At 63.7% G+C, this 26,079-nt stretch carries 22 protein-coding genes and 3 tRNA genes; 10 read left to right on the forward strand and 15 right to left on the reverse strand.

Features of this window, described 5'->3' with window-relative positions:
• Positions 1-9 precede the first annotated feature (9 nt).
• Positions 10-1,701 (forward strand): ABC transporter ATP-binding protein, encoded by a 1,692-nt coding sequence (locus AAFP32_RS02825; RefSeq protein ID WP_350270559.1) that lies wholly within the window; start codon positions 10-12, stop codon positions 1,699-1,701.
• The gene (locus AAFP32_RS02830; RefSeq protein WP_350270560.1) at positions 1,698-3,497 is read left to right on the forward strand and encodes an ABC transporter ATP-binding protein; all 1,800 of its coding nucleotides are present in this window, start codon (positions 1,698-1,700) and stop codon (positions 3,495-3,497) included. The genes AAFP32_RS02825 and AAFP32_RS02830 overlap by 4 nt, the downstream gene beginning before the upstream one ends.
• A gap of 26 nt (positions 3,498-3,523) precedes the next feature.
• Here the strand turns inward: AAFP32_RS02830 and mgtE are convergent, their stop codons facing one another.
• Positions 3,524-4,891: a magnesium transporter gene (mgtE, locus tag AAFP32_RS02835; protein WP_350270561.1), complete on the reverse strand. Its 1,368-nt coding sequence runs from the start codon at positions 4,889-4,891 to the stop codon at positions 3,524-3,526.
• A gap of 103 nt (positions 4,892-4,994) precedes the next feature.
• Between mgtE and AAFP32_RS02840 the strand changes: the two genes are divergently transcribed.
• The gene (locus tag AAFP32_RS02840) at positions 4,995-5,477 is read left to right on the forward strand and encodes a DUF1648 domain-containing protein (RefSeq protein WP_350270562.1); all 483 of its coding nucleotides are present in this window, start codon (positions 4,995-4,997) and stop codon (positions 5,475-5,477) included.
• A gap of 126 nt (positions 5,478-5,603) precedes the next feature.
• Positions 5,604-6,410: an isocitrate lyase/phosphoenolpyruvate mutase family protein gene (locus AAFP32_RS02845; protein WP_350270563.1), complete on the forward strand. Its 807-nt coding sequence runs from the start codon at positions 5,604-5,606 to the stop codon at positions 6,408-6,410.
• 7 nt (positions 6,411-6,417) lie between these two features.
• Here the strand turns inward: AAFP32_RS02845 and AAFP32_RS02850 are convergent, their stop codons facing one another.
• From AAFP32_RS02850 to AAFP32_RS02860, 3 genes are all read right to left on the reverse strand, one after another.
• A complete protein-coding gene (locus AAFP32_RS02850; protein WP_350270564.1) occupies positions 6,418-6,903 on the reverse strand; it encodes a hypothetical protein in 486 nt (161 codons plus the stop codon).
• Positions 6,904-7,019: 116 nt separating this feature from the next.
• Positions 7,020-8,003: a patatin-like phospholipase family protein gene (locus AAFP32_RS02855; protein WP_350270565.1), complete on the reverse strand. Its 984-nt coding sequence runs from the start codon at positions 8,001-8,003 to the stop codon at positions 7,020-7,022.
• A gap of 107 nt (positions 8,004-8,110) precedes the next feature.
• Positions 8,111-8,995, reverse strand: a complete 885-nt coding sequence (locus AAFP32_RS02860; protein WP_350270566.1) for an SDR family oxidoreductase — start codon at positions 8,993-8,995, stop codon at positions 8,111-8,113.
• Positions 8,996-9,144: 149 nt separating this feature from the next.
• On the opposite strand from AAFP32_RS02860, the gene AAFP32_RS02865 reads away from it, so the two are divergent.
• On the forward strand, positions 9,145-10,338 hold the full coding sequence (locus AAFP32_RS02865; protein WP_350270567.1) for an IS1249 family transposase: 1,194 nt from the start codon (positions 9,145-9,147) through the stop codon (positions 10,336-10,338).
• 208 nt (positions 10,339-10,546) lie between these two features.
• Here AAFP32_RS02865 and AAFP32_RS02870 read toward each other — a convergent pair.
• From AAFP32_RS02870 to AAFP32_RS02880, 3 genes are all read right to left on the reverse strand, one after another.
• Positions 10,547-10,619, reverse strand: a tRNA-Phe gene (locus AAFP32_RS02870).
• A gap of 68 nt (positions 10,620-10,687) precedes the next feature.
• Positions 10,688-10,761, reverse strand: a tRNA-Asp gene (locus tag AAFP32_RS02875).
• Positions 10,762-10,808: 47 nt separating this feature from the next.
• A tRNA-Glu gene (locus AAFP32_RS02880) sits at positions 10,809-10,881 on the reverse strand.
• Between the two features lie 161 nt (positions 10,882-11,042).
• Here AAFP32_RS02880 and AAFP32_RS02885 point away from each other — a divergent pair.
• Both AAFP32_RS02885 and ybaK read left to right on the forward strand, forming a co-directional pair.
• Positions 11,043-11,390, forward strand: a complete 348-nt coding sequence (locus tag AAFP32_RS02885; RefSeq protein WP_350270568.1) for a metallopeptidase family protein — start codon at positions 11,043-11,045, stop codon at positions 11,388-11,390.
• 248 nt (positions 11,391-11,638) lie between these two features.
• On the forward strand, positions 11,639-12,139 hold the full coding sequence (ybaK, locus tag AAFP32_RS02890; RefSeq protein WP_101619276.1) for a Cys-tRNA(Pro) deacylase: 501 nt from the start codon (positions 11,639-11,641) through the stop codon (positions 12,137-12,139).
• A 45-nt stretch (positions 12,140-12,184) separates the two neighbouring features.
• Here the strand turns inward: ybaK and AAFP32_RS02895 are convergent, their stop codons facing one another.
• Positions 12,185-12,796, reverse strand: a complete 612-nt coding sequence (locus AAFP32_RS02895; protein ID WP_350270569.1) for a YigZ family protein — start codon at positions 12,794-12,796, stop codon at positions 12,185-12,187.
• Between the two features lie 146 nt (positions 12,797-12,942).
• Between AAFP32_RS02895 and AAFP32_RS02900 the strand changes: the two genes are divergently transcribed.
• The gene (locus AAFP32_RS02900) at positions 12,943-14,304 is read left to right on the forward strand and encodes an aspartate aminotransferase family protein (RefSeq protein ID WP_350270570.1); all 1,362 of its coding nucleotides are present in this window, start codon (positions 12,943-12,945) and stop codon (positions 14,302-14,304) included.
• Between the two features lie 69 nt (positions 14,305-14,373).
• On the opposite strand, the gene AAFP32_RS02905 is transcribed toward AAFP32_RS02900, so the two are convergent.
• On the reverse strand, positions 14,374-16,005 hold the full coding sequence (locus AAFP32_RS02905) for an amidohydrolase (RefSeq protein WP_350270571.1): 1,632 nt from the start codon (positions 16,003-16,005) through the stop codon (positions 14,374-14,376).
• A gap of 132 nt (positions 16,006-16,137) precedes the next feature.
• Positions 16,138-17,883: a thiamine pyrophosphate-dependent enzyme gene (locus AAFP32_RS02910; RefSeq protein ID WP_350270572.1), complete on the reverse strand. Its 1,746-nt coding sequence runs from the start codon at positions 17,881-17,883 to the stop codon at positions 16,138-16,140.
• 139 nt (positions 17,884-18,022) lie between these two features.
• Here AAFP32_RS02910 and AAFP32_RS02915 point away from each other — a divergent pair, with 139 nt between their 5' ends.
• Positions 18,023-20,884 carry an ornithine decarboxylase gene (locus AAFP32_RS02915; protein WP_350270573.1) on the forward strand — a complete coding sequence of 954 codons (2,862 nt, stop codon included), beginning with the start codon at positions 18,023-18,025 and terminating at the stop codon, positions 20,882-20,884.
• Between the two features lie 139 nt (positions 20,885-21,023).
• On the opposite strand, the gene AAFP32_RS02920 is transcribed toward AAFP32_RS02915, so the two are convergent.
• From AAFP32_RS02920 to AAFP32_RS02935, 4 genes are all read right to left on the reverse strand, one after another.
• The gene (locus AAFP32_RS02920; RefSeq protein WP_350270574.1) at positions 21,024-21,776 is read right to left on the reverse strand and encodes an amino acid ABC transporter ATP-binding protein; all 753 of its coding nucleotides are present in this window, start codon (positions 21,774-21,776) and stop codon (positions 21,024-21,026) included.
• Positions 21,776-22,570 carry an amino acid ABC transporter permease gene (locus AAFP32_RS02925; protein ID WP_350271444.1) on the reverse strand — a complete coding sequence of 265 codons (795 nt, stop codon included), beginning with the start codon at positions 22,568-22,570 and terminating at the stop codon, positions 21,776-21,778. The genes AAFP32_RS02920 and AAFP32_RS02925 overlap by 1 nt, the downstream gene beginning before the upstream one ends.
• A gap of 175 nt (positions 22,571-22,745) precedes the next feature.
• Positions 22,746-23,543 (reverse strand): basic amino acid ABC transporter substrate-binding protein, encoded by a 798-nt coding sequence (locus AAFP32_RS02930; RefSeq protein WP_233429272.1) that lies wholly within the window; start codon positions 23,541-23,543, stop codon positions 22,746-22,748.
• Between the two features lie 80 nt (positions 23,544-23,623).
• Positions 23,624-23,956 carry an integrase core domain-containing protein gene (locus AAFP32_RS02935; protein WP_350270575.1) on the reverse strand — a complete coding sequence of 111 codons (333 nt, stop codon included), beginning with the start codon at positions 23,954-23,956 and terminating at the stop codon, positions 23,624-23,626.
• On the opposite strand from AAFP32_RS02935, the gene AAFP32_RS02940 reads away from it, so the two are divergent.
• Positions 23,944-25,284, forward strand: coding sequence for an IS256 family transposase (locus tag AAFP32_RS02940; RefSeq protein WP_350270576.1), 1,341 nt, complete (start codon positions 23,944-23,946; stop codon positions 25,282-25,284). The two genes, AAFP32_RS02935 and AAFP32_RS02940, sit on opposite strands and share 13 nt — an antisense overlap.
• Here AAFP32_RS02940 and AAFP32_RS02945 read toward each other — a convergent pair.
• Positions 25,275-26,078, reverse strand: a complete 804-nt coding sequence (locus tag AAFP32_RS02945; RefSeq protein WP_350270577.1) for a DDE-type integrase/transposase/recombinase — start codon at positions 26,076-26,078, stop codon at positions 25,275-25,277. The genes AAFP32_RS02940 and AAFP32_RS02945 overlap by 10 nt on opposite strands.
• Position 26,079 lies beyond the last annotated feature (1 nt).

Consider the following 26,079-nt stretch of genomic DNA (forward strand, 5'->3'; position numbering starts at 1 on the left):
GTAACCTTCGTGCCGCAGACTCCCTCATCAGGTTCGATGCTCCTCCGCAGAGCCGCTCGGCGGCGTCTCGGTCTCCTGCTCCCCGGCATCATCACCATGTCGCTGTGGCAGGTCTGCGAAGCGCTGGTCCCGGTCGCCATCGGCATCGTCGTCGACGTCGCGATCATCCCGCTGTCCGTCCCGGCACTCATCGTCTCCATCGTCGGCATCGGTCTGCTGTTCACCGTGCTCAGCCTCGGCTACCGATTCGGCGCCCGTTTCTGCAATTCTGCCCGCGAACACGAAGCACATGCTCTGCGCGTCGAGATCACCCACGCCGCACTCACCTCGGCGAATCTGCCACCGGACCGCGCCTCCGGCGAAGTCCTGTCAATCGCCTCGGCCGATGCCGATACGGCGGCACAGTCCTTCGCCCAGGCCGGACGCGGCATCGCCTCGGTGCTGGGCATGATCACGGCCGCCGTCTTCCTTCTCATCGCGGACCCTGTGACCGGACTCGCCGTCCTCATCGCCGTACCCATCGGACTGATCATCGTGGCACTGCCCGGCCGCTCGGTGTCTGCGAAGGCCAACGCCCAGCTCGAAGCCGTGGCGCGAGCCGGCAGATCAGCCTCGGACCTCATGCACGGTCTGCGCGTGATCAAGGCCATGGGCGGAGAACCCTGGGCTGTGAGCCGTTACCGTCACACCTCAGATGAAGCCGCGCAAGCCGGCATCGCTACAGGCGAGCGAACCGGACGGCTCGCGGGGCTCGGCGCCCTCGTCATGTCTCTCGTGCTCGCGATCGTCCTCATCGTCGCCGGTCTGCGCCTCATCGACGGACAGCTCAGCGTCGGCGCACTCATCGGCATCCTCGGCATGACCGCGTTCCTCACCGAGCCGATGCGCGCCCTGGCCGAGATCGTCGGTCTCTTCGCCCAATCCCATGGAGCCGCCCAGCGGATCTCTCAGCTGCTGACCGACATCGATGGCGCCGGAGCAGCGCCGACGACCGCACTCACACCAGCCATCGACATCGACGACGAGAAGATCAGCGTCCGGGGCTGGGTGGCAGGGGAGGGGCGCACGGTCGACTTCACCACCCAATTCGGCTCCCTGACCGCCATCGTCGTCGAACAAGCCGAGACAGAGACTGCGCTGATCACGGCTCTGGCTGGCCATGCCCGCAGCACCGGGCTGGGCCAGATGCTCGTTTCGCCGCACACGGTCGACCTGTTCGAAGGCACGATCCGCTCCAATATCACCATGATCCTCGGCGCAGGCGATGCTCCCGTGGCACCCGAGGTGCTCACCGCCTCGGGCGTCGATGAGCTCCTTGGCCTCGTCGACACCGGGCTCGACCACCGCATCCAAGAACTCGGCGGCAACCTGTCCGGCGGGCAACGCCAAAGAGTGGCCCTGGCCCGCGCCCTCCATGCCGATCCTCAGGTTCTCGTCCTCCACGAACCGACCACCGCGGTCGATGCCGTCACCGAAGCACGCATAGCAGACCGAGTCCAGGATCTGCGCAGCTCACGCGGGAACGCTGCCACGATCATTCTCACCAGCTCTCCGGCCTTTCTCGCAGCAGCCGACTCCGTCGTGTTCGTCCCTGACACCGGTCCTGTCCTCAGCGGGAAGCACGCCGAGCTCCTCGCCGCCGCAGACGAGCCCGCCGCTGGCGCATCCGCCGAGGCCTACCGAAACGCGGTGACCCGATGAGCGCATCTGCCGAGCCGACCGACCAGACCACCCTGTCAATCGCCTCCAGACGCCGCTCGTTCGCGCATCTGGCCCCGTTGCTTCGCTTACGGTGGAGCTGGCTCGTCGTGCTCGTTCTCGCCGGGATCGCCAACGCCGGTGCCGGGCTCGTCGGACCATGGGCGATCGGTCGTCTCGTTGATGTGCTCCCAGCTGGGGCCGGTTCAGACGTCGTCATCGAGTGCGCGATCGCTGTGGCCATCGCCGGTGTGGTCATGGCGTTGGGCACCTGGATCGGGGCGTGGGCGCTGGCCCATATCGCGATGCCCATCGTCGGTGACCTGCGCACACAGGTCGTCGAATCCGCACTGAGCCTGCAATCGCAGCGCGTCGAATCCACGGGCACAGGTGATCTGGTCTCCAGGGTCGCCGATGATTCCCGCAAGATCAGCGAGGCCGCCGCGCAGGTGCTGCCGCTCATCGTCGAATCACTTCTCATCGTCATTGTCTCTGCCATAGGTCTGGCCGCGATCGACTGGCGCCTGGGCCTCGTGGGTCTCGTTGCAGTACCGATGTATTGGCTCACCCTGCGCTGGTATCTGCCCAGGTCGGAACCGATCTACAAGGAGGAGCGCGCCGCGTTCGGCAGGCGTGCCGGACGCCTCCTCGGCGGTCTCACCGGTGCCCGAACCCTGCGTGCCTACCGCGCCGAGGCGGGGGAGCTGGACCGCATCGATGCTGCCTCGGGGCAGGCCCGGGACCTGTCGATCGGAGTGTTCAGTTTCCTCACTCGCGCCTTCTCACGCAACAACCGCGCCGAGGCTGTCGTCCTGTCCCTGCTCCTCATCGCCGGATTCGTGCTGGTCTTCTCCGGCCAGACCACGGCCGGTGCTGTGACTACCGCGGCTCTTGTCTTCCACCGTCTGTTCAATCCCATCGGTGCTCTGGTCGGGCTCTTCGACCAGATCCAATCCGCCGGAGCCTCGCTGACTCGTATGGTCGGCGTCATTGACGAGGCATCGACGTCGCCGAGGCGGTCGGGCGACATTTGCATCAACCGGCCTGCTCTCGTGCTGGAGAACCTGTGGTTCACCTACGACGAGGATCCCGGGTCGAGTAATCATGTCCTCAAGGGTGTGAGCCTGCGCCTCGAGCCGGGCGAAGTTGTCGCCGTCGTCGGCACCACGGGAGCAGGGAAGTCGACGCTCGCGCGGATCGCGGCGGGCCTCTCTGCGCCCTCGTGTGGGTGGGCCGGACTCGATTCGGGCACAGCCGCCTCGGCGGGGGAAGTGGAACTGACTGCGCTGCCGGAGTCAGTGCTGCGCTCACACATCAGCATGGTCTCGCAGGAGGTCCACACCTTCAGTGGAACCCTGCGTGAGAATGTGGCGCTGCCGGTCCCGGACGCCACAGACGAACAGATCGCTGCGGCGTTGACCAGGGTCGGGGCTGGCTGGGCCGGCGAACTGTCCGAAGGACTGGATACCGAGGTTGGTGACGGCGGCATTCGCCTGAGCGCGGTCGCGGACCAGTCGATTGCATTGGCTCGCCTGGTGCTCGCAGATCCGGACTTCGCGATCCTCGACGAAGCGAGCGCCGAGGCCGGATCCGCCGGCGCTCACGTGCTCGAAGCCTCTGCCCGTGCTGCAGTGGTCGGGCGTGGGGCCCTCGTTGTCGCCCACCGTCTCAGCCAGGCCGAGACCGCGGACCGCGTTCTCGTCATGGCGCACGGACGGATCGTCGAAGAGGGCACTCACGAGGAGTTGGTCGCGGCTGGTGGCCGTTATGCTCAGCTGTGGTCGGCCTGGTCCGCCTGAGCTGAGCACCCTGCGACTGACATCCCTCAGCTGAGTCCCAGGACCGTCGTCGCAATGGTGAAGTAGATGATCAGGCCGGTGGCGTCGCAGAAGGTGGAGATGAATGGGTTGGAGAACACCGCCGGGTCGGCGCCGATTCTCTTCGCGATGATCGGCATCAGCCCGCCCACGGTTGCGGCCATGATGCACACCGACAGCAGGGTGAGTCCGATGACCAGGCCGATCGCCCACCCGTAGACGAGGCCTGCGACGACGAAGCCCAAGAGGCCGAGTACGGCTCCCAGCATCGCCCCGACGCGCAGTTCGCGCCAGATGACTCTCCCCAGGTCGCGGATCCTCACCTCTCCCACGGCCAGCGCACGGGTCACGGTCGTTGCGGCCTGGTTGCCGGTGTTGCCTCCCGTACCGGTGAGCAGAGGGATGAAGAGGGCGAGGATGACGACCTGGTCGAGGCGGTCCTCATAGACCTCGAGGACCTGGACCGTGAGGATCGCCGACAGTGCGAGGACCAGCAGCCAGACGATGCGGCTCTTGACCAGCCGGAAGATGGTGGACGAGAGGTAGGACCGGTCCAGCGGCTCGGAACCGCTGGAGCGGGCGATGTCCTCGGCGTCCTCCTCGTCGACGATGTCGAGGACGTCGTCCATGGTCAGGATCCCGACGAGGCGGTCCTCCTTGTCTACGACGGGCATCGCAATGAGCCGGTGGGAGAGGAACAGGCGAGAGGCGACCTCGCGGTTGGTCAGCGCCTGCGTGCTGATCGATTCTCGCACCAAGTCCGCGACGAGATCTTCGGCGTCGGCAGCGATGAGATTGCGCAGGGACACAACGCCCAAGAGGACACGTCCGTAGCCGACGACGGGGAGGAGGTAGACGGTCTCGGGGCCGTCGATGCGGGCCCGGACGACTTCCATCGCTTCGGCGGCGGTCCAGTCCTCGTGGAGGCTGAGGACCTCCGGGGACATGTACCGGCCGATCGCAGCCTTCGGGTACCCGAGGACTGCAGTGGTCATTTCGCGTTCCTCGGCATCGAGGCCGCTCATCAGTTGGCGGGCGACGTTGGCGGGGAGTTCGCCGAAGAGTTCGGCACGGTCGTCGGGGTCGAGGCCCTCGACGATGTGGGCGACCTCTGGTTCGCGGAGGTTCTGGATGAGTTCCGCCTGGTAGCCCGGCGGAAGATTCTCGAACACGGCGAGTGCCTCATCCTTGTCCAGGATACGGAAGAGGACCGCCGACTGCAGCGGTGTGCTGGTGTGGACGAGACGGGTCAGCTCGGGCAGGGGCACCTGGTGCGCAAGATGGGCGATGGTGTCCATCGCCGGACGGTCGATACGACCCGTCAGTGCGGACTCGAGGCGGTCGGCCGCCGAGTTCTCCACCGTCATGTCTGGCATGACTGCTCCTTAGCGTCCGCTACCCGTGTGATCGCTGTCCACCCTATGCCACTGCGGGAGGCGGAGCCCAAAGGAGCCCGCGCAGAGGAGGTACGATCATCGCATGGTGGGGCAGCAGAGCTATGCGACGACATTCGAGACCGGAACCGTGACCAGGTGGATCCGACGCGCGACGCTGATCGCGACCGCAGTCCTTTCCGCAATACTGCTTGCCAGCTACCCGCTGCTGCCTGATCTGATTCCCACTCATTTCAATCTTGCGGGCGAGGCTGATGGCTATGGTCCGAGCTGGACGGTGTTCGTCATCGGCGGTCTGCTCTGCGCCCTCATCTGCGCAACGGCCTGGTTGTCGACAAGGCCGCAGGTTCTCAGTTTCCCGGTCGTCGTGACTCAGGAGAACTCTCAGCTGGTCTTCCGGGAGTCGGAACGGATGATGGTGTGGGTGTCAGCGTCACTGCTCATTGCCTATGTCGGTACCGCCATATCCATCTGGGGCGGCTACGGCGCCCCCGCCTTCATTGCGGGAATCCTCGGTCTGGTGCTCGCGACGATCGTCGGGGTCAAGAGAACCCTCTCGGCCGCCTGAGCCACCTCTTCGACCAGCACCCCCTCGAACATCACCCTCTTGGCCAGCACCCCCTTGGCCTGGAACGAAGAGTGAACTCAGCACGATTCGGTCCATCCTGAACTGTGGGCGTCCTAACATGGGGGTATGAGCGATCAGATCCCTGCCTCCGACCGTCAGCCCTCCCGCCGCCAGTCATTCCGCCAACTGCACCGGCCAGGGGAGCCGTTCCTTCTGCCCTGTGCCTGGGACGTCGCAAGTGCCCGATTGTTCGCCGAGGCGGGGCACCCGGCCGTCGGCACGACCAGCCTTGGTGTGGCAGCCGGCATCGGGGCCGCCGATGAGGACCGTGAAACCCTGACCGCCATGGCCGGTTTGATCGGGAACATCTCACAGGCCTTGCCTGAAACGCTGCTCACCTGCGATTTCGAGGACGGGTACAGCGACGATCCGGGTCCCGTCGTCGAGACCCTGCAGGGCAGCTTCGACGTCGACGGAATCAACATCGAAGATTCCGCTCGCGGCCAGCTCGTCGAGCCCGGGGCACTCGCCGACAAGGTCAGCGCGATCAAGGGGGCGATTCCTGATCTGTTCGTCAACGCGCGCATCGACACGTACTGGACTGGGCAGGACAACCTCGGCGACACCCTTGAGCGGATGCACCGCTATGTCGATTCCGGGGCCGATGGGATCTTCGTGCCCGGGGATCTTGACCTGGAGACTATCGGGCGGATCGTCGAGGCCTGTCCGCTCCCGGTCAATGTGCTGGCCAGTCCGCGCTTCTTCCGCGATGAGTTCGCCGAGGTGGGGGTGGCCAGGATCAGCACCGGCTCGCTGCTCTACCGAACCGCGATCTCAGCGGCATTGCACTCGTTGAGTGGGCTGAGCGGAGACCGCCCGGTGCAGACAGCGAACGTGCTGTCCTACCGGACGGTCTCCGAGCTGGGCGACTAGCCTCAGCTCAGTCTTCGCCGCCATCAGCGAGCGCGTCGAGGTCATCGCCGGCGAGCGCGTCGACGTCGAGGTCATCGCCGGCGAGCTCGGCGACTTCAGCCTCGTCTTCGTCGTCGGAGACCATCTCATCGCCGGGGCGGTTGCCCAGTTCTGCGGCGGTGGTGGAGTCTGTGGAGAACTCACCGGGGATGTCAGGGGCATCGAGCTCGTCGTCCTCGCCCGAGTTCTCGAGGAGAGCATCGTCGGCCCCTTCGATGCCGGTTCCCTCGGGGCCGTCGGCCCCTGGCTCGACGAGAGGGGAGGCTTCCGCATCGGATTCGACGTCGGCATCGAGGGCGGTGTCGACGTCATCGGCTTCGGCTTCGGCAGCGTTGAGCTCCGGGTCATCGAGTTCGTCGGCGGTGGGTTCTTCGAGAGTGGGATCATCCATCACAGGCGCCCCCATCTCGGGTTCGTCTGGCCGCTGTGTCGGATCGGTGGGATTGTCGCTCATGATCGCTCCTTCGGTGGTGGTCGATGCTTCTGTCTGTCGACGCCCACATTGTTGCACGAGCAGGGGCCCGCGCGCAGGTGTCCTGGCTCGCCCGGATTGGGTGAACGCTGCTGCGATCACCGGCGGTCGTAGCGTTCCTTCCACGTCCGCCAGTCCCATGCGCTGAGGAACTCGTTTGCTGCAGTCTCCCCGGAGCGAATGAGATCGAGCTTGTCCTCTCGTGTCAGGGTGAAATCGGTGCTGCTCTGGGACGCAGTGTCGACGAAGATCGTTCGATCGGTGACAGAAGGCTCATCGATATGGCGCCGGTCGTGGGCGTTGATCATGGTCGACAGGAGCGAGAGGCCATATTGGTAGGTGTTCGCATTGGGCCGCCATTGGGTTTCGGCCCTCGTCCTGGCGGAAAGCATCACACCCAAGGTGGGCCAGCGTGCAGGCTGTTGATCCCTCCGGTCGAAGATGTCGACGGGGAAGTTCGACAGCAGTCCGCCGTCCGCCCCGAGCAGCGTGGCGCCACCGGCTATTCGCGGATCTGCTCGCAGAGATCGGGGTCGGAAGAAGAACGGTGTCGCGGCCGAGGCGCAGACTGCCTCGGCGACAGACTGAGAATCCGGGTCGACACCGAGCGCCGATTGGTAGTCCCAAGGCAGTCGCAGCATGCGACCGCGAGAGACATCGGAGACGATGACCACGAGGCGATACTGCCGCTCCGGCGGCAGTGCGCTGTGGGGGTCATGCAGGCGAAGGTCTCCCCAGGTGCGGATGCCCTGCGCGGCGAGGATGTCGGCAAGGAAGTCGTGGAGGGCGGTGCCGAGGTACATGCCCTTGTGGAACAGGAGTCCCTGGATCTTGCCGAGCCACGGCACGAAACGGAAGGCCGGGCTGAGGTCTTCGAAGTCGGTGAAGTCCTTGCTGAGGATCGTCTCGATGAGCCTCTCCGGCGCGATGCCTGCGGTGGTCAGCGCTCCGACGACCGCGCCGGCCGAGGTTCCCGCGATGCGGTGGATGGAGTACTCGGCCGAGCTCAGGGCATTGACCGCGCCGACGAGGCCGGGAAGTTTGGCTCCTCCGCCTTCGAGGACCAGATCGGTGACGGCCATGACGCCCTCCTTCTCAGCTGCCTCGGTGTCCCATCGACCTTGGTGTCGATGCGCCTTCTCTCATTGTCCACCTAGGCCTTCGTGCCGGCCGGAAGTCGCGTCCGGTGTCAGCGCCGAACGCGGACTGGGTCGGCATCATTGCGCTCCGAGGCCGGTGAGGCAGTGTCCGGCCCTGCAGTCACGGGTCGTCGGCCAGTGAAGTGATCCATGGTCTTGTTGACGCCGAGGAAGTCCATCACCTGATCGAAGACCCGTGTGGGCAGCAGTCGCACACCTGGCACCAAACGAACGAACGGGGGCATGACAAGCTGCTCACGCCCGGACTCGACGGAGTCGATGACCTTGTCCGCGACCTCCGTCTCCTCGAGAATGGGCAGCAGGCGGGGGAATTCGGTGGTCACACCTTCGAACATGCCGGTGTTGATGTAGAAGGGGCAGACGAGGAGCGTTCTCACATTGCTGCCATCGGCCCGCAGCTCTGCGCGCAGAGACTCGGTGAAGCCCACGGCCGCGAACTTGCTTGCCGAGTAGTCGGTCTGCCGGGCAACCCCGGTGAGTCCCGCGGCGCTGGAAATGGTGACGATGGTGCCGCGGTCACGTTTGAGCATTCCGGGCAGGAAGGCGCGTGTCACCCAGTACAGGGCGAGGGTGTTGACGTCGTAGACGCGTCGGATCGCGTCCTCGTCGGTTTCGAGCAGCTTCTTGCCGGTGACGATTCCCGCGCAGTTGATGACGACATCGACCGGTCCGGATTCTTCGGCAGCGGCTGCCACCTGGTCGGAGTCGCCCACATTGACGGCAAATGAACGGGCGTGCGATCCGGTCGCCACGATCTCATCGCGAACGCTCTGTCCGCGTTCTTCCGAGAGGTCCCAGATCAGAATCTCTGCGGCGCCACGGGCTGCAGAATCCAGAGCCATCAAGCGTCCGATTCCGCTGCCAGCCCTGGTGATCAGCACTCGTGCACCGGCGATTTGGGTTCCACGTTTCATGTGACTGCTCCTTTGCATCATGGCTTCAGCCGAAACTCCCAGGCTGAGGCTTCAAGCGAGTGGTCGATACCTCAGTCCACGTTAGAGGGTTATAGGCCAGATTGTGTGTACAGGATAGGCCTCTTGCCCAGTAGGCAGTAGGCCAAGACATGGTTGAACATGCTCTGGAAGCATGTTCAGTGTCAGTTCCCCGGAATCACCCCCGATGTGGTGTATGCGCAAACAAGCTCGTCAAGAACGGTCAGACCACTGCCGGCCGGACCCGATGGCGGTGCAAACACTGCGGGGCCTCAACATCCCAATCTCGGACCGATATCAGCAGGAAGGCCGAGTTCACCAGCTTCATATCTTGGCTGACTAGCACCCGCGCCAGGGGCGAGTTCGCCACGAGCACACGGACCTTCACGCGACAAACACAATGGTGCTGGAACGTGATTCCCACCGTCACTGCCACCGGCGAGGTCCATGACCAGATCATGCTCGATGGCACCTATTTCAATGGCTGGTGCGTCCTCATCGCCCATACCGGCAAACACGCCATCGACTGGCAATGGTGCGACCAGGAAAAGACCGCGTCGTGGACCGCGCTCATTCGACGCATCCCCGCCCGCGTGGCCGCGATCGTCGATGGCAACGGGCCGTTGACAACGACGATCAAACGATTGTGGCCAGGCACCCGCATCCAGCGGTGTCACTTCCATGTCCGGCAAGCCGCGAATAAGCACCTCACCAGACGACCGAACCTGCCGGCGAACAAGGAACTCCTCGCGATCTACACGATGCTCACCGACGTCAGCACCCTCGAGCAGGCAGCCGCCTGGACGGGCGAGTTCGCCGGGTGGGAAGCCAAATGGGAGGCCTTCCTCAAACACCGCACCACGGCTCAATCAGGTGCCCCTAGGCCCTCGTATGTCCGACCGGGACAGCACTGGTGGTACACGCATCTGCGGACCCGCCGGGCGTGGAAACTCGTTGCGGGCCTGATCCGTGACGATCAGCTCTTCACCTGGCTCGAACTGGCCGAGGAAGGGCTCGTGATCGCGAAGACAACGAACGCGTTAGAGGGCGGGCCGAACAAGGCCATCAAGGACTTTCTGCGCCATCACAGGGGACTGCCGGTCGAACATGCTCGTCGGGGAGTCGACTGGTTGCTGTACCGGCAGACAGAAGCTGCGAGTGATCCGTGGGAGCTCGTCACACCGTCAGCGTGGGCGAAGAAGCCTGAACGCAGACTCGTGCGCCCTGATTCGGGACGGAGTGAGACGACTTCGTTGTACGGGACCTCGTTCAGTATCGAGGACGGCAACGGGATCCAGAAAGGGTGGGGTGGACGATCACGGTGAATCAGTGACACCAGGCTGGTCAGACACGCCCTACCCATACACACATTTTGGCCTATAACCCTGATCTCAGGTGTCCAAAAAGCGTCTACCAGTTCTAGCAGAAGCGTCCACTGCAGGGGATGCATGACGCCCATGAGGTTGTCAAGCCTAGGCACGAAAAAGCCCCGCGATCCCAGCTGAACACTGGGAAGGCGGGGCTTTCTAATCGTGGCTCCGACCGGCGTCGATCCGGTGACCTTTCGATTTTCAGTCGAACGCTCTACCAACTGAGCTACAGAGCCAGGCCGCCAACATACCGAAGCATGTTGAGAGAAACAAAGGCCCTTCCGAAGAAGAGCCTTGTGCTCCGCGACCCTGACCGGACTCGAACCGGCGACCTCCGCCGTGACAGGGCGGCGCGCTAACCAACTGCGCTACAGGGCCTAACATGTTGCATCTGATCCGATGTTGGACTTGTCAATCCTACACCGTACCCCCAACGGGATTCGAACCCGTGTCGCCGCCGTGAAAGGGCGGTGTCCTAGGCCTCTAGACGATGGGGGCCCAGGTTGTCCTCGGATTCCCCGGGGCAACGACGTTAAGCTTATCCCAACCATTTCGCAGAGTGCAAACCGATATCGAGTGTCCTCGGTCACACTGATTCAGGCGACGGTGGGAGGGCCGCCCGCAGTCCCTTCGAAGGTCATCCCGTTAGGCTGGTGATCATGGAAGACCTCAGTGGCGAAGAGTTCGAAATGATCCTTGACGAGGCGCTCGACCAGCTCCCCACGGGCGTCACCGATGAGCTCGACAATGTCGCTCTCTTCGTCGAAGACCGGCCTGAGGACGGAAACACGCATCTGCTGGGGCTCTACGAGGGAACACCGGTGGGGGAGCGAGGCATCTCCGGGCTGGAGCTGCCGGACAACATCTTCCTCTACCGCGACAACCTCATTGCATTCGCTGATGACCGTGACCACCTGCTGCGCGAGATCGTCATCACCATCGTCCACGAGATCGCACACTTCTACGGAATCGATGACGAGCGGCTCCACGAGCTTGGCTGGGGTTGAGGCCTGCGACCTTTCGCAGTTGACCACGAAGACCAGCGTCACTCCAGGTCGTAGGTGGTGTCTGACCTTTCATCGCGCGTCATTGATTGGCGCTTGAGCCTGGACTTCGCTTATTGTGGGCGGGTACCCATCAGTATTCGATACAACATTCCGTCCGTATCGACGCGGGAACACAGGGGGCGATCAGCCCCGGGCAGAAATGCTCCGCGTGTCCTCGCAGATTTACGGGCAGGAGGCACGACCCCTTTATGACAGTGGCATCCAAACCGACAAGTGCGGCTACCCCGGCCGTCCGTGTACTCAATCTGGCAGGCATCGATTACACCCTGCACAGCTTCGATCACGATCCGAGCACCCGCCGTTACGGAACTGAAGCCGCCGACAAGCTCGGCGTCGGCTCCGACCAGGTATTCAAGACCCTCATGATCCAGGTGGACGGCGCACCCGTCACCGCTCTGGTTCCCGTTTCCGGGCAGCTTGACCTCAAGGGTCTCGCGTCCGCGCGTGGCGCGAAGAAGGCCCAGCTGTCAGGCGTGGCCGAGACCGAACGTCGCACCGGCTATCCGGTGGGCGGAGTCTCCCCGTTCGGGCAGCGCCATGCTGTGCCGGTCGTCATCGACCGCACCGCACTCGAGCATTCCTCGGTCTTCGTCTCGGCAGGCCGTCGTGGCCTCGAGATCGAGATCCGTCCCGAAGATCTCGTCATGCTGACCAATGCACAGGTCGGGAAGATCGCAGCGCTGGACTGATCAACCCAGTACTGATCAACCCAGTACTGATCAACCCAGTACTGATCACGCCCATTCGACGTCACCGACGGCGGGTTCTGCCTGCCCGGCGGTGACGTCTGCGTACATCGCCAGGGCCGCATCCACCTCGGCGACTGGGACCATCATGTCGATCTCCACAGTTGCACCGTACTGTGACCGCGTCGTCCACCCTCTGTTCCCAGCCGCCCGATCCAGGGCGTTGGCCTGGGCGTAGTCCACGTCGGCGCGCACAGGCACCAGTTCATGCTTCGTCACGACTCGTGCCGTCTCCAACGCCGCCGAGGTGGCCTGGCCGTAGGCCCGGACGAGTCCTCCTGCACCCAGCAGAGTTCCCCCGAAATACCTGGTCACGACCGCGACTACGAAGGTCAGCTGGTGACCGGAGACGACGTCGAGGATCGGTGCCCCGGCCGTGCCCGCCGGTTCACCATCATCGCTGAAGCGCTGTGTGCGCGAATCGGGATCGAGCACGAACGCCGTGCAGTGATGCCTGGCCTTGGGATGGGCATTCCGCCGCTTCGCGATGACCTCCCTGGCCTCTGCTTCATTGGCGACCGGTGCGAGGAATCCGATGAAACGCGACTTCTTGATCTCGATCTCGGCCTCGGCAGCGGTGGCGATGGTCCGGTAGGGCATGCCAGTCACTCTACCCAACGACACTGACACGGACCGTTTCGTCGGAATCTGATCTACGATGGGCGGACAAGCGCAGACCACGCGCGGCAGCTCGGTGCGCAGCACGTGTGTCGATTGCCTGAACAACGGTGAAAGGGTGATGTGTTGTGCAACAGCTCAGCGACAGTGAGATCTCAGCGATCAAGGACGAATCTGCCCGGGCCTATGAACTCGATCGGGCACACGTCTTCCATTCGTGGTCGGCTCAAGAGCTCATCGATCCGATGACAGTCTCCAGGGCTTCGGGGTCGACCATCGTCGATGGCCAGGGGCAGTCGTTCCTCGACTTCTCGTCACAGCTCGTCAACACCAACATCGGCCACCAGCATCCGACGGTCGTCCAGGCGATCAAAGACCAGGCCGACCTGCTGTGCACGATCAGCCCGGCCCACGTCAACGCTGCGCGGTCGGAGGCAGCCCGCCTCATCACCGACCGCACCCCGGCCGGACTTGACCATGTGTTCTTCACCAACGGCGGAGCCGATGCCAACGAGCACGCGATCCGTATGGCCCGGCTGCACACCGGTAAGCACAAGGTCCTCTCCCGTTACCGTTCGTACCACGGTGGCACCGAGACGGCCGTCAACGTCACCGGTGACCCGCGCCGCTGGTCGAACGATCGCGGAGACTCCGGCGTCGTCCACTTCTTCGGACCCTTCCTCTACCGGACCGAATTCTTCGCCACCACCGAGGCAGAGGAGACGGAGCGCGCCCTGCGTCACCTCGAGCGCACCATCGAGCTCGAGGGCCCGTCGACGATCGCCGCGATCATCCTCGAGACCATTCCCGGCACCGCCGGCATCATGATGCCGGGCAGCGAGTACATGCAGGGGGTCCGCGCCCTGTGCGACAAGCACGAGATCATCTACATCGCCGACGAGGTGATGGCCGGATTCGGACGCAGCGGCAAGTGGTTCGCCTTCGAGCACTTCGACGTCGTCCCCGACATCATCACCTTCGCCAAGGGTGTGAACTCCGGCTATGTGCCCTTGGGCGGAGTGATCATGAATGAGGCGATCTACGGTTCATTCGCGCAGAAGGCCTATCCTGGCGGACTGACCTACTCCGGCCACCCACTGGCCTGCGCCGCAGCAGTTGCGACGATGAAGGCAATGGACGAAGAGGGCATGATCGAGCATGCCCAGCGCATCGGTGAGGAGGTCATCGGACCCAGGCTGCGCCAGATCGCCGAGAACTCGAAACACGTTGGTGAGGTCCGCGGGGTCGGTGCCTTCTGGGCCATCGAGCTCGTCTGGGACAAGGAGTCCCGTGAGCCGCTGGCACCCTACGGCGGAGGCTCACCGGAGGTCGCCTCGGTCGTGTCCTCTCTCAAGGAACTCGGCGTGGTGCCCTTCAGCAACTACCACCGCCTCCACGTGGTCCCGCCGATCAACATCAGCGACGAAGATCTCGAAACCGGTTTGGGCGTCTTCGAGAAGGTGCTCACCGACCTCGACTTCTCCCGCTGACCCCTCCAGAAGCACCTGACGGCGGCCCAGCAACCTGGCGCGAGGTTGCTGGGCCGCCGTCAGGTAGTTTTAGCGGGCGTCGTGGGTGAACTTGCCGCCGAGGACGGTGGCGCGAACCGGGATCTGTGAGATCTCGGTCGGTGCCACCTCGGCGGGGTGAGCACCCAGCGCCACGAAGTCCGCGAGCTTCCCGCGGGTCAGCGTTCCCTTGTCCGCACCCTGGCCGGAAGCCTCGGCCGCGACCGAGGTGTAGGCGGCGATCGCCTCATCGGGGGTGAGGCACTCGTCGGCCGAACCCATGATGTCGCCATCGCGGGTCGCCCGGGTCACGTAGGCTTCGATCCCGCGCAGCACATTCCCATCGGCGCAGGGACGATCCGAGCTGCCTGCCATCAGCACACCGGCATCGACGAAGGACTTCCCCCGGTAGAGCAGCGGTCGACGTTCGGGGCCCATCGAGTTGTTCATCCCGTCGCCGATCGCCTCGGCGAACGCCGCCTGCGGGGTGACGGCGATGCCGTTGTCGGCCAGAGTGCGCAGGTGCTCGTCGTGGACGAGGCCAGCGTGCTCGATCCGGTTGGGAACGGCCCGGCGACCGTACCTGGCTTGGGCGTCGACGATATTCGCCACGGCCGCATCCACCGCGGCGTCACCGATCGCGTGCACGGCGACGGACCAGCCGGAGGCGTAGGTGTCGAGGATCTGCTTGCGCAGCGCCTCAGCATCGGCCTGGAGGTATCCGGCGTGATCCTTGCCCGTGTAGTTCTCCCGCAGAGCCGCAGTCTCTCCGCTCATTGCTCCGTCCATGAAGAACTTGACCGGTCCCAGCGCGACGAGGTCATCGCCGAGGCCGGTGCGGACTCCCGCATCGAGGCCGATTCCGAAGCCGTCGGCGGAGTTCGCAGCGATCTCGTGGAGACCGTCAGCCTGCGGCAGAAGCTGGGCGCGGGCACGCAGCTTGCCCTCTTCGCGGGCGCGCAGATAGGCGGTGATTTCGATCGGGGAGTGACCGATCCACCCGTAGGCGATGCCGCAGTCTCCGAACGAGGTGATGCCCTCCTTCGCGTAGTACGCGGTCGCCAGGTCCAGAGCCTCGACGATCGTATCGAGTGAGTAGGGGCGGATGAGGTCCTGCACGAGCTCCTGCGCCGTCTCCTCGAGCAGCCCTGTCGGGTGGCCGGCAGAATCGGTGACGACCTTGCCGCCGACGGGGTCGGCGAACCCGGGCTCGAGGATGCCGGCACGGCGCATCGCCTCGGTGTTGACGATCGCGGCATGCCCGGAGGTCTGGCGCATGAACAGCGGGCGGTCGCCGGTGATCTCGTCAAGGCGGGACAGCTCCGGATACTGCCCGTCGTAGTCGCGGTGGCCGTAGCCTGTGGCGTTGATCCACTCACCCGCCGGCGTCGTCGCGGCCGCCCGCTCGAGTGCGGCGTAGACATCGGACAGCCCGCCGGGCAGAGCGGTGACATCGATCGACGCCAGGGTGAGCCCGAACCACGCGGTGTGGCAGTGGACGTCATTGAAGCCCGGCAGAACGGTGGCCCCGCCCAGGGACTCGACCCGATCCGCGCTGACGCCGTCGAGTTCCTCGTCGAAGCCGATGATGCGTCCGGCGAAGACGCCGATCTTCTGCGCGCGCGGGCGCGTCGGGTCGAGTGTGTGGGCGTCGAGATCGGTGAAGATCGCGTCGATGTTCATTGGTTCACCTTTTCAGCGTCGGAAGTCTCAGTAGTCTCGGATCGTGCGGAAACGGCCCATATCGCGGTGGGCGCGGCGCCAGCGTGTGGACCCAGAGCGCGTTGACGCACCGCCGCACTTCGGCGTGCGCGCTCACACCCGGGCTCCGCGGATCGTGGGGTCCGTGAGGCAGCGGACGAGGGCCGGGCCCTCATGCGCAAGAGCCTTGGCAAAGGCGTCCCGGAAGTCCTCCGTGCGTTCGGCGGTCAGTCCGAGGCCGCCGAAGGCTGTGGCCATGGCAGCGAAGTCGGGGCTGCGCAGGGCTGTTGCCGTTGCACGGCCCGGATATTCGCGGTCCTGATGGCCGAGGATCGTTCCGTAGACGGAGTTGTCGTTGACGACGACGGTGAGGTTCACCCCATACTGCGCGGCGGTCGCGAGCTCCTGACCATTCATCAGGAAGTCTCCATCCCCGGCGATGCAGAACACGGCCCGCTCGGGATGAACGAGTCCAGCGGCAACGGCAGCCGGGAGGCCGAAGCCCATCGACCCGTTTCGCGGCCCCAGCGCCGAGGGGAAGCCGTGCGTGGGTAGGAATCTGGTAGCCCAGCCCGAGAAGTTCCCGGCCCCGTAGGTGATGATCGCATTGTCCGGCAGCAGCTCCTTCACATGGACGAAGGCCTCATCCATGTCGACGAAGCCGTCACCGGCACCACCAGAGCCAGAACCCGCACCAGAGCCATAGTCCGCCGAGGTGGTGATCGGTGAACGCCAGTCCTCGAGTTCTGCGCGGGCATCGAGGATCCACTCGGGCAACGACACCGGCTCGTCATTCGAGGTCAGGTGCTCGTCACCTGCCGCGGGCTCGTCGATGGAACCGTCGGAGGACACCGAGTATGCGCGACTTCCGTCGGCGGTGAACAGTGCCTGGGCGAATCTGTTGACTGGGGTGATGATGTGTTGGTCGAGGCTGCCGAAGTGCCCGTGGGCGTCGGCGTCGGGGCCGATGACGACGGTCTTCGCGTCGGTGCCGATCGTGAAAAAGTCGGTGGCCACATCGGTGCGGACACAGCCGAGGAAGATGTGCAGGTCAGCCTCGGCGAAGGTCCTTTTGGCCACGGCGGAGGCACCGAAGCCGAGAATACCCAGGAAGTTGGGTGAGTCGTGGTCGATGCCGTCGTAGGCGCGGAAGGTCCCGATCACGCCGAGGCCACGATCGTGCGACCATTGCGCGATCCTTCGTGAGGTCGCCGGCGACCAGTCCTCGCCGCCGATGATGAGCACGGGACGATCGGCCTGCAGGATGCGGGCTCGCAGCTCGGTGACGTCACCGGCGTACGGTGCCGCCGAACCATGCACCCGAGGCGGGATGACGGCACCGCCGCTCGGCTGGATAAGCACTTCCTCGGGCAGGCCCACGACGACGGGTCCAGGCCGCCCGGTCACGGCGGTGTGCATGGCGTCGGCGACCACCTCGGCGGCCTTATCCGGGTCATCGAGGGTCAGCACCTTCTTCGTCGTCGTGGAGAACCAGCCGCCCAGATCGAACTCCTGGAAGGATTCGCGACCACGCTGCGCGGTGGGGATGAGGCCGACGAAGACGACGAGGGGCGTGGCGTCCTGGTAGGCGGTGTGGACGGAGACCATGACGTTCGAGGCACCCGGACCACGGGTCACCATGGCGATTCCGGGGATGCCGGTCATGCGGCCCTCGGCGACGGCCATGTAGCCGGCCCCGCCCTCCTGCCGGCAGACGATGGGGGTGATAGTCGAATCGTGGAGGCCATCGAGCACGTCGAGGTAGGACTCGCCGGGGACCAGGTAGGAACGCTGGACACCGTGGGCTTCGAGCTCCTTGACGAGGAGATGGCCGGCGGAGAGTGGCGCGGAGTTGTCCATGGCTTCATGCTTATCATTCTTTTGTCTTATGTGGGTGGACTGTCGAACATTTGGCTGTGCAAGGCCGTATGATCTTGGCACAACGGATTCCGCAGGGATCACTCGACTACGAGATACTTCATCGCCAGGAGGCTCAAGTATGACCGGCATCGACTCCGACGAATATTCGGGACAGGCATCGTTCACGCCTGGGCCGTCCGCCGCCGGAGGCGTACCGCGCAGGCGATTGGACTCTGACGCTTCGGCGAGTGGGTTCCGGTCTCGTCCGCAGAAGTCCAAACTCGAACGTGATCCGGGAATGCCGGCAAGCACGTGGCGGCTGCGATCGGATGCCTGGGAGTACCTGAAGTTTGCGATCAAACGCCTGGCCATCAGCGGTGGGGACTTCTCGATGATCGCCGCCGACGGCGAGGTCTGGCGGTCGCTGCGGTCGCTGAAGACGATCGAGCTGTACTGGGGCGGATTCGGCCAGCGCTATGTCGAGGACATCGCCGAGCTGCTCTCCAACGGTGAGTTCGATCGGGCTCATGACATGATCACGCGTGCAGTCAACCGTCTGCGCGGGACCACGGTTCCTGATGTCGCCGAGGATGAGCACCTCAACGAGGATGAGCGCGCCGAATACAAGGACCGGCAGGATTCCCGCCCTCGTTTCGAGGTCCTCATCGTCGATGAGACCACCGAGGGCGGCCGCGATGAGCTGCACACCGACCTGCTCAAGCTGCGCAATGCCTCCGACCAGTTCATCTACGACTACGTCATCGTCCCGACCGCAGATGATGCGGTCGTCGCAGCATTGACGAACCCGAACCTGCTGGCCTGCGTCATCCGCCCCGGGTTCACCGACCGGACCCGACAGGTGCTCAGCCGGGACCTGCGCAGCACGGTCGCGCTCGCCCACGAGGGCACGGCGACCTCCCCGACGACCCCGATGAGCCCGCTCAACTCGGTTCGTCGTGTGCTGCGACTGGCCGACACGCTGGCCGGTCTGCGCCCGGAGCTCGACCTCTACCTCATGGCCGGCGCCCACATCGAGAGTCTCGCCGGTGCACTGACTCATCGGTTCCGCCGCGTCTTCCGTCGTGAGGACCAGTTCGAACTGCACCTGTCGCTGCTGCGCCGGGTCCAGCATCTCTACGACACGCCGTTCTTCACCGCCATCCGGGAACATGCGCGTCGTCCTGCAGGTGTGTTCCACGCCCTGCCGGTCTCCCGCGGAGGTTCGGTCGTGGGCTCGAAGTGGATCAGCGACTTCGTCGACTTCTACGGGCTCAACCTGCTGCTCGCAGAGACCAGCGCCACCTCGGGTGAGCTGGACTCGCTGCTCGCACCGGTCGGGACCATCAAGAAGGCCCAGTCCCTGGCTGCCCGAGCCTTCGGTGCGAAGCGGACCTACTTCGTGACGAACGGAACGTCGACGGCGAACAAGATCGTCCACCAGGCCGTCGTGGCACCAGATGAGGTCGTCATGGTCGACCGCAACTGCCATAAATCGCACCACCATGCGCTCATGCTCACAGGCGCCAGAGCCGCATACCTGGAGGCGTACCCGCTCAATGACGTCGCCTTCTACGGTGCCGTGCCGCTCAACCGGATCAAGCAGCTCCTGCTGGACTATCGGGCCGCCGGCCGCCTCGACGAGGTGCGGATGATCACCCTGACAAACTGCACCTTCGACGGCATCGTCTACGATCCGGAGAAGGTCATGGCCGAGTGCCTGGCGATCAAGAACGATCTCGTCTTCCTCTGGGACGAAGCCTGGTTCGCCTTCGCCCGCTTCCACCCGGTCACCCGCAAGCGCACCGCCATGGTCGCGGCCGAACACCTTGAGGACCGGCTGGCCTCGGACGCCCACGCCACGGCGTACCGGGACCAGCAGAAGCGTCTCTTCGATGAGGAGACCGGTGCGCCGGCATCCGACGAGGTGTGGCTGAATGAGACGCTGCTGCCGCCGCCGGATTCGCGGATCCGCGTGTATGCGACCCAGTCGACGCACAAGACTCTGACCGCTCTGCGGCAGGGATCGATGATCCACGTCTACGATCAGGACTTCGCTTACGGCGCCGAAGAGGCATTCCACGAGGCCTACATGACGCATACCTCGACCTCACCGAACTATCAGATCCTCGCTTCCTTGGACCTGGGGCGCAGGCAGGTCGAGATGGAAGGGTTCGCGCTCGTCCAGAAGCAGCTTGACCTGGCGATGAGCCTGGCTTCCGCGGTTTCGCGTCACCCGCTGCTGAAGAAGACCTTCAAGGTGCTCACTGCTGCCGATCTCATTCCCGAGCAGTATCGCGAGACCGAACGGACGATGCCTTTGCGTGACGGCTTGGCAACCTTCTGGAATGCGTGGGCGACGGACGAATTCGTCGTCGATCCCAGCCGCATCACCGTCGAGATCAGCGGCACCGGAGTCGATGGGGACACGTTCAAGCACGAACACCTCATGGATCGCTACGGCATCCAGGTCAACAAGACGAGCCGCAACACGGTGCTGTTCATGACGAACATCGGCACCTCGCGTTCGGCCATCGCCTACCTCATCGAGGTCCTCGTCAAGCTCGCCGGGAAGTTCAGCAACCCACACGAGATCGAGGCCCAGGAGGCATTGAACGAGCCGGCGGTCATCATGCCGCCGCTGCCCGACTTCAGCGCATTCGCTTATGCCTATGCCGCCGAGGTGCCGGCTGAGGATCCGTCGAAGCAGCTGCCTGACGGTGACCTGCGCACGGCCTACTACGCCGGGATGCGCCGCGGCAACGTCGAGCATGTTCTGCCGCATGAGTTGAGCCGCCGCGTCGAAGCCGGTGATGCGCCGGTCTCCGCCGGATTCGTCACCCCCTACCCGCCGGGGTTCCCGGTGCTGGTGCCCGGGCAGGTCATCACCGCCGAGGTGCTCGACTTCATGTCCGCACTCGACACCAGAGAGATCCACGGCTACGACCCGCGTCTGGGCTACCGGGTCATCCTCCCCAAGGATGTGCTCGAGGTGAAGGGCTGAGGGTCGCTCAGTCAGCTTGCTCGCCGAGCGGCGCCGCCTCGCCGAGCGGACTACTTATCACTGATGGGTGAGGCTATAGCGTAGCCCTTCGAGGCTAAGTGGTCCCCTCGGCGAAGCTGAGCTACCAGGGCTCACTGAGCTATCCCAGCTGACCCGGGTTGAGCACACGGGCGAGGAAGTCCTTCGTCCGCTGCTCCTGCGGATTGCCGATGACCTCCTTGGCCGGGCCGGATTCGACAACGTATCCGCCGTCCATGAAGAGGACGCGATCGGCGACCTGCCGGGCGAACTCCATCTCGTGAGTGACGACGACCATGGTCATTCCCGCCTCGGCGAGGTTGCGCATGACCTGAAGGACATCGCCCACGGTCTCGGGGTCGAGTGCGGAGGTGGGCTCGTCGAAGAGCATGACGTCGGGGTCCATGCTCAACGCCCGAGCGATGGCTACGCGCTGCTGCTGCCCACCGGAGAGAGAAGCAGGCTTGGCGTCGATCTTCTCAGACAGACCCACCTTCGCGAGGTTCGCCTCGGCGATCGTGTTTGCCTCAGCCTTCGAGCGCCCCAGCACTTTGATCTGGGCGACAGTGAGATTCTCACGCACGGTGAGATGCCCGAAGAGATTGAACGACTGGAAGACCATGCCGATGCGGGTGCGGGCGGCATCGATGTCGAGGTCGAGGTCGGTCATGTCCATGCCGTCGACCACGATCGAACCGTCGGTCGGGGTCTCCAAGGTGTTGATGCAGCGCAGCATCGTGGATTTGCCGGAGCCGGAGGGCCCGACCACGCAGACGACCTCGCCCTTGTCGACCTCGAGGTTGATGTCGGTGAGGACCTGGTTCGAGCCGAAGCTCTTCTTGAGGTTCTGGATCGAGATGATCGAGGTGGTCATTAGTTCGCTCCTGGTTCTGCGGAACCGTATTTGCGTTCGAGGACCCGCGAGAGATAGGACAGCGGGATCGTGATGATGAGATAGCAGACTGCGACAACGATGAACGGAGTGAGGTTTGCTGTGTTGACGATCTCCGCCCTGGCCAGCGCGGTCAGCTCCCGTCCGTCGACCGAAGAGCCGAGGATATAGGCCAAGGAGGAGTCCTTGGTCAGCAGTATGAGCTCATTGGTCAGCGGCGGCAGGATGATGCGCATCGCCTGGGGCAGGACGATCGTGACCATCGCCCGTGAGGACGACATACCCAATGACCGTGCCGCTTCAACCTGCCCCTTCGGCACAGCCTGGATGCCGGCACGGATGGTCTCGGCCATATAGGCCGACGACACGAGTGCGAGGGCGATCATGATGATGACGAGCTGCGGCAGATTGAAGCCCGGGAACGCCAGGGGCAGTCCAAATCCCATGACGAGGAAGACGACAAGGGCCGGCAGTCCGCGGAAGAATTCGGTGTAGATGAAGGCCAGCCAACGGTAGACACCGACCGAAGACAGACGCATGAGGGCGAGTACGATGGCGATCGCCAAGCCGAGGATGAAGCCGAGGAGGGTGAAGATGACGGTGTTCTTCAGCGCCTGCGTGACGACCTCGGGGAACATGCCGATGGCAAGGTCCACCCGGCCGAACGTCTCGAGGAGTGTCGACCAGTCGGCCAGAAGTGCGACGACGACGGCAATGACGATGAGGATCGCATATTGGATTCCGCGCGAGATCTTGGCCCTCTGCCGTTTGCCCATCTTCGCTTTGGGGGTGGTGCGAGGAGTGGTCGAGCCGGTCGGGCTACCGTCCTCCCTTTCTGGGGTAGTCGACATGTGGGGTCCTTCAACGGTGGTGGCGTACGGTGACGGATGTGCTCAGGGCAACGGGCGGCCGATCCGGCCAGAAAGCCGAGGTCGACCGCCCGAATAGCGATCACTTGGGAGCGTCGCCGAACCACTTCTCGTAGATTTTGTCGTATTCGCCGTTGTCTTTGATCTCTTTGAGTGTCTCGTCTACGGCCTTCTTCATCTCGGCATTGCCCTTCTTCATGCCGATGCCGTAGTGCTCACCGGTGTCAATGTCGAAGCCGACGGCGAAACCGTCATTGTTCGCGGCGTAGTCGTAGAGGACTCCGTTGTCATTGATGACAGCATCGGCTTGACCGTTCTTCAAAGCTTCGAGGGACAGTGGCAGGTCCTCGTAGGTGATGACTTCTGCGTCCTTGAAGTTCTCGGTTGCATAGTCGAGGCCGGTGGTGCCTGCTTGGGCGCCGATTTTGAAGCCCTTGAGCGCGTCAGCATCCTTCGCTGTTTTGTCATCATTGGTCAGAATCGCTTGATTGGCGGCGAAGTACGGATCGGAGAAGTCGATGGCCTCTTCGCGCTCCGGGGTGATGGTCATGGCAGCCGCGGCAACGTCGCATTGATCCTGAGCAAACGAGGCTCCAGCAGTGATCGGTTCGAAGGGGACGTTGACAATCTCCTGCTCGACGCCGAGCTTCTTTGCCACGGCGTCGACGATGTCGACATCGAAGCCGACGACCTTTCCGTCTTTTTCGAACTGGAACGGTTGATACGACAGGTGGGTGCAGGTAGTCAGCTGGCCTTCTTTGACAAGGGGCACGCCGCCCTCGGCGGTCGCTGCCGGTTCCGAATCGTCGCCGCCGCTGCACGCGGACAGGGCAAGCATGGCGCCGATGGCCACCGTGGCCATAGTCAAGCGTCGTTTCATTGTTCCTCCAGAAGAGTCGGTGACATCGATGTCACGTAACAGGTGTCGCTGCCGCGCGATGTCAAGCTGTTTGGAGTCACTCACGCTGCTAACGCGTTCTTCTCTCGATGATTGATCCCGACCACCTCAGCCGGTGCGTGTGTTCTCGGTGGCACGGAAAATCGTTCAGGATGTTGGGCGTAATAGGCATCAAGGACCTCCTGGCGTCGGGTCCACACTCCTTCCCAGGATCCCTCATGGACTTGGGACGGAGTGAAGTGCGCGATCCCGGAATGGCGATGCTCAGTGTTGTACCACTGCACATACTCGTCGATGAAACTGCGAGCCGTGTCCACGTTTTCAAAGAGGGTGTCAAATAGTTTGTGTACCGGGTCACAGCTGAAAGGACAGAATAGTGACTGTGACGAATACACACTCGAATCCGAACCAGGCCAACGAAATTGTTGACCAGCTCAAGGCCTCCGGGGCCCTCGACGAACTCTTTTCCAAGATCGATTCCGGCGAGGTCGAACTCACCGGCGATGGCGGTCTCGTCCCGGCCCTGATCAAGGAAACCCTCGAACGAGGACTCGGCGCTGAGATGACCTCGCACCTGGGCTACACAGCCGGCGACAGAGATGCCAAGACCACAACGAACTCGCGCAACGGAACGTATGCCAAGACAGTCGCTTCCGAAGCCGGTGACATCGAGATCAGCGTCCCCCGGGACCGTGACGGGTCGTTCACGCCCCGCCTGGTGCCCAAGGGTTCACGCCGACTCGGTGGCCTCGATGACATGATCATCTCGCTGTATGCCGGCGGGATGACGATCCGCGATATCCAACACCATCTGGTATCAACAATCGGCACCGAACTCTCCCATGAGACGATCTCGAACATCACCGATGCAGTCCTCGACGCGGTCATGGAATGGCAGCAACGACCCCTCGAGGAGTTCTACCCCGTCATCTACCTCGACGCGATCCGAGTCAAGGTCCGCGACAACGGACACGTGCGCTCGAAAGCCGCGCATATCGCTGTCGGTGTCGATATGGATGGCATCAAGCATGTGCTGGGCATCTGGGTCCAGAACACCGAGGGTGCCTCGTTCTGGGCCCACGTGTGCGCGGAACTGGCCAACCGGGGAGTCCAGGATGTCCTTATCGTTTGCTGCGACGGGCTCACGGGCCTACCGGATGCGATCGAGGCGACCTGGCCGGACTCACTCGTCCAAACCTGTGTCGTGCACCTGATTCGGGCTGCGAATCGGTTCGTGTCCTATACCGACCGCAAGGCCGTGTCGAGGGCGCTGAAACCAATCTACGCTGCCGCCAACGAGGAAGCGGCGCTGACAGCGCTGACGACTTTCGCCGAGTCCGAACTGGGACGGAAGTATCCCTCGGCAGTAGCGGTGTTTGAAAACGCGTGGGACCGGTTCATACCGTTCCTGCAATTTCCACCAGCCCTGCGGCGAGTCATCTATACGACGAACGCGATCGAGTCGCTGAACTACCAGCTGCGCAAGGTCACGAAGAACCGATCCCAGTTCCCGACCGATGACTCAGTGGTGAAGCTGCTGTGGCTGGCGATCTGCAATATCGAGGACAAACGAGCCCGAGAACGAGAGAAAGAGAAGGGGAAAGGAAAGGCTCGGAAGGCCACGACGGGTCGACTCGTCGAGGGCCAGATCACGACGAACTGGAAACAGGCCCTGGCTCAACTGGCCGTGGCCTATCCAGACCGGATGAATCCCTACTTGTAAATCAATCCCGAACACAAACTACTTGACAGGCTCTTTTCAAACGTCCCTGGATAATTCGGCCGGTACTTCATCGTGCGAAACTCTGACTCCGAGTACGGGTTGTCATTGGACACATACGGGCGGTTATGTGTCAGGGACACACCATGATCGCCCAGAGCGGTCTTGAGCACGCTCGACTTCATCGCCGCACCCGAATCCGCATGCACGAACTCCGGCGGCCCATACTCGGCGATCGCGGTCTCAAACATCTCCACAGCAAGGTCATCGACCTCGCGCTCCTCGACACGGTAGCCAACGATCTTGCGGGAGAAGATATCGATGATCGAATACGTTTTATACACGACTCTCGACCACACCGACTTCACATCAGTGATGTCCCAACTCCACACCTGGCCAGGCCCGGTCGCGACCAGCACCGGCATCGTTCGGGGCTGCCTCGTGCCCTTCCTCGTCGCGACCACGGGCCGCTGCGTCTGATCAACGATGTCTTCGGCAATACGCCACCAGGTTCGTCGCGATGCCACCAGAATCCCGGCATCCCACGCGACTGCGAATGAGTGATCGACCGAGTGTCCTCGCGCCCACCCATCCCGGATCAGTCCTTGGACCTGGTTCCGGACATCGGCGGCGATCCGATTCGGATACGCTCGTGCCTCATGCGCCACCGGGTCAGGCACACCCTCACGAGGATTGAGTCGGTAATGCCACGTTGACCTCGATAGACCGAGCACAGCGAGGACTCGACGCTGTGAGATTCCCGCGGCCACGAGGTCGAACACCATTGTGTTCTCCATC

This window comes from Brevibacterium sp. CBA3109 (assembly GCF_040256645.1).
Taxonomy (GTDB): domain Bacteria; phylum Actinomycetota; class Actinomycetes; order Actinomycetales; family Brevibacteriaceae; genus Brevibacterium; species Brevibacterium koreense.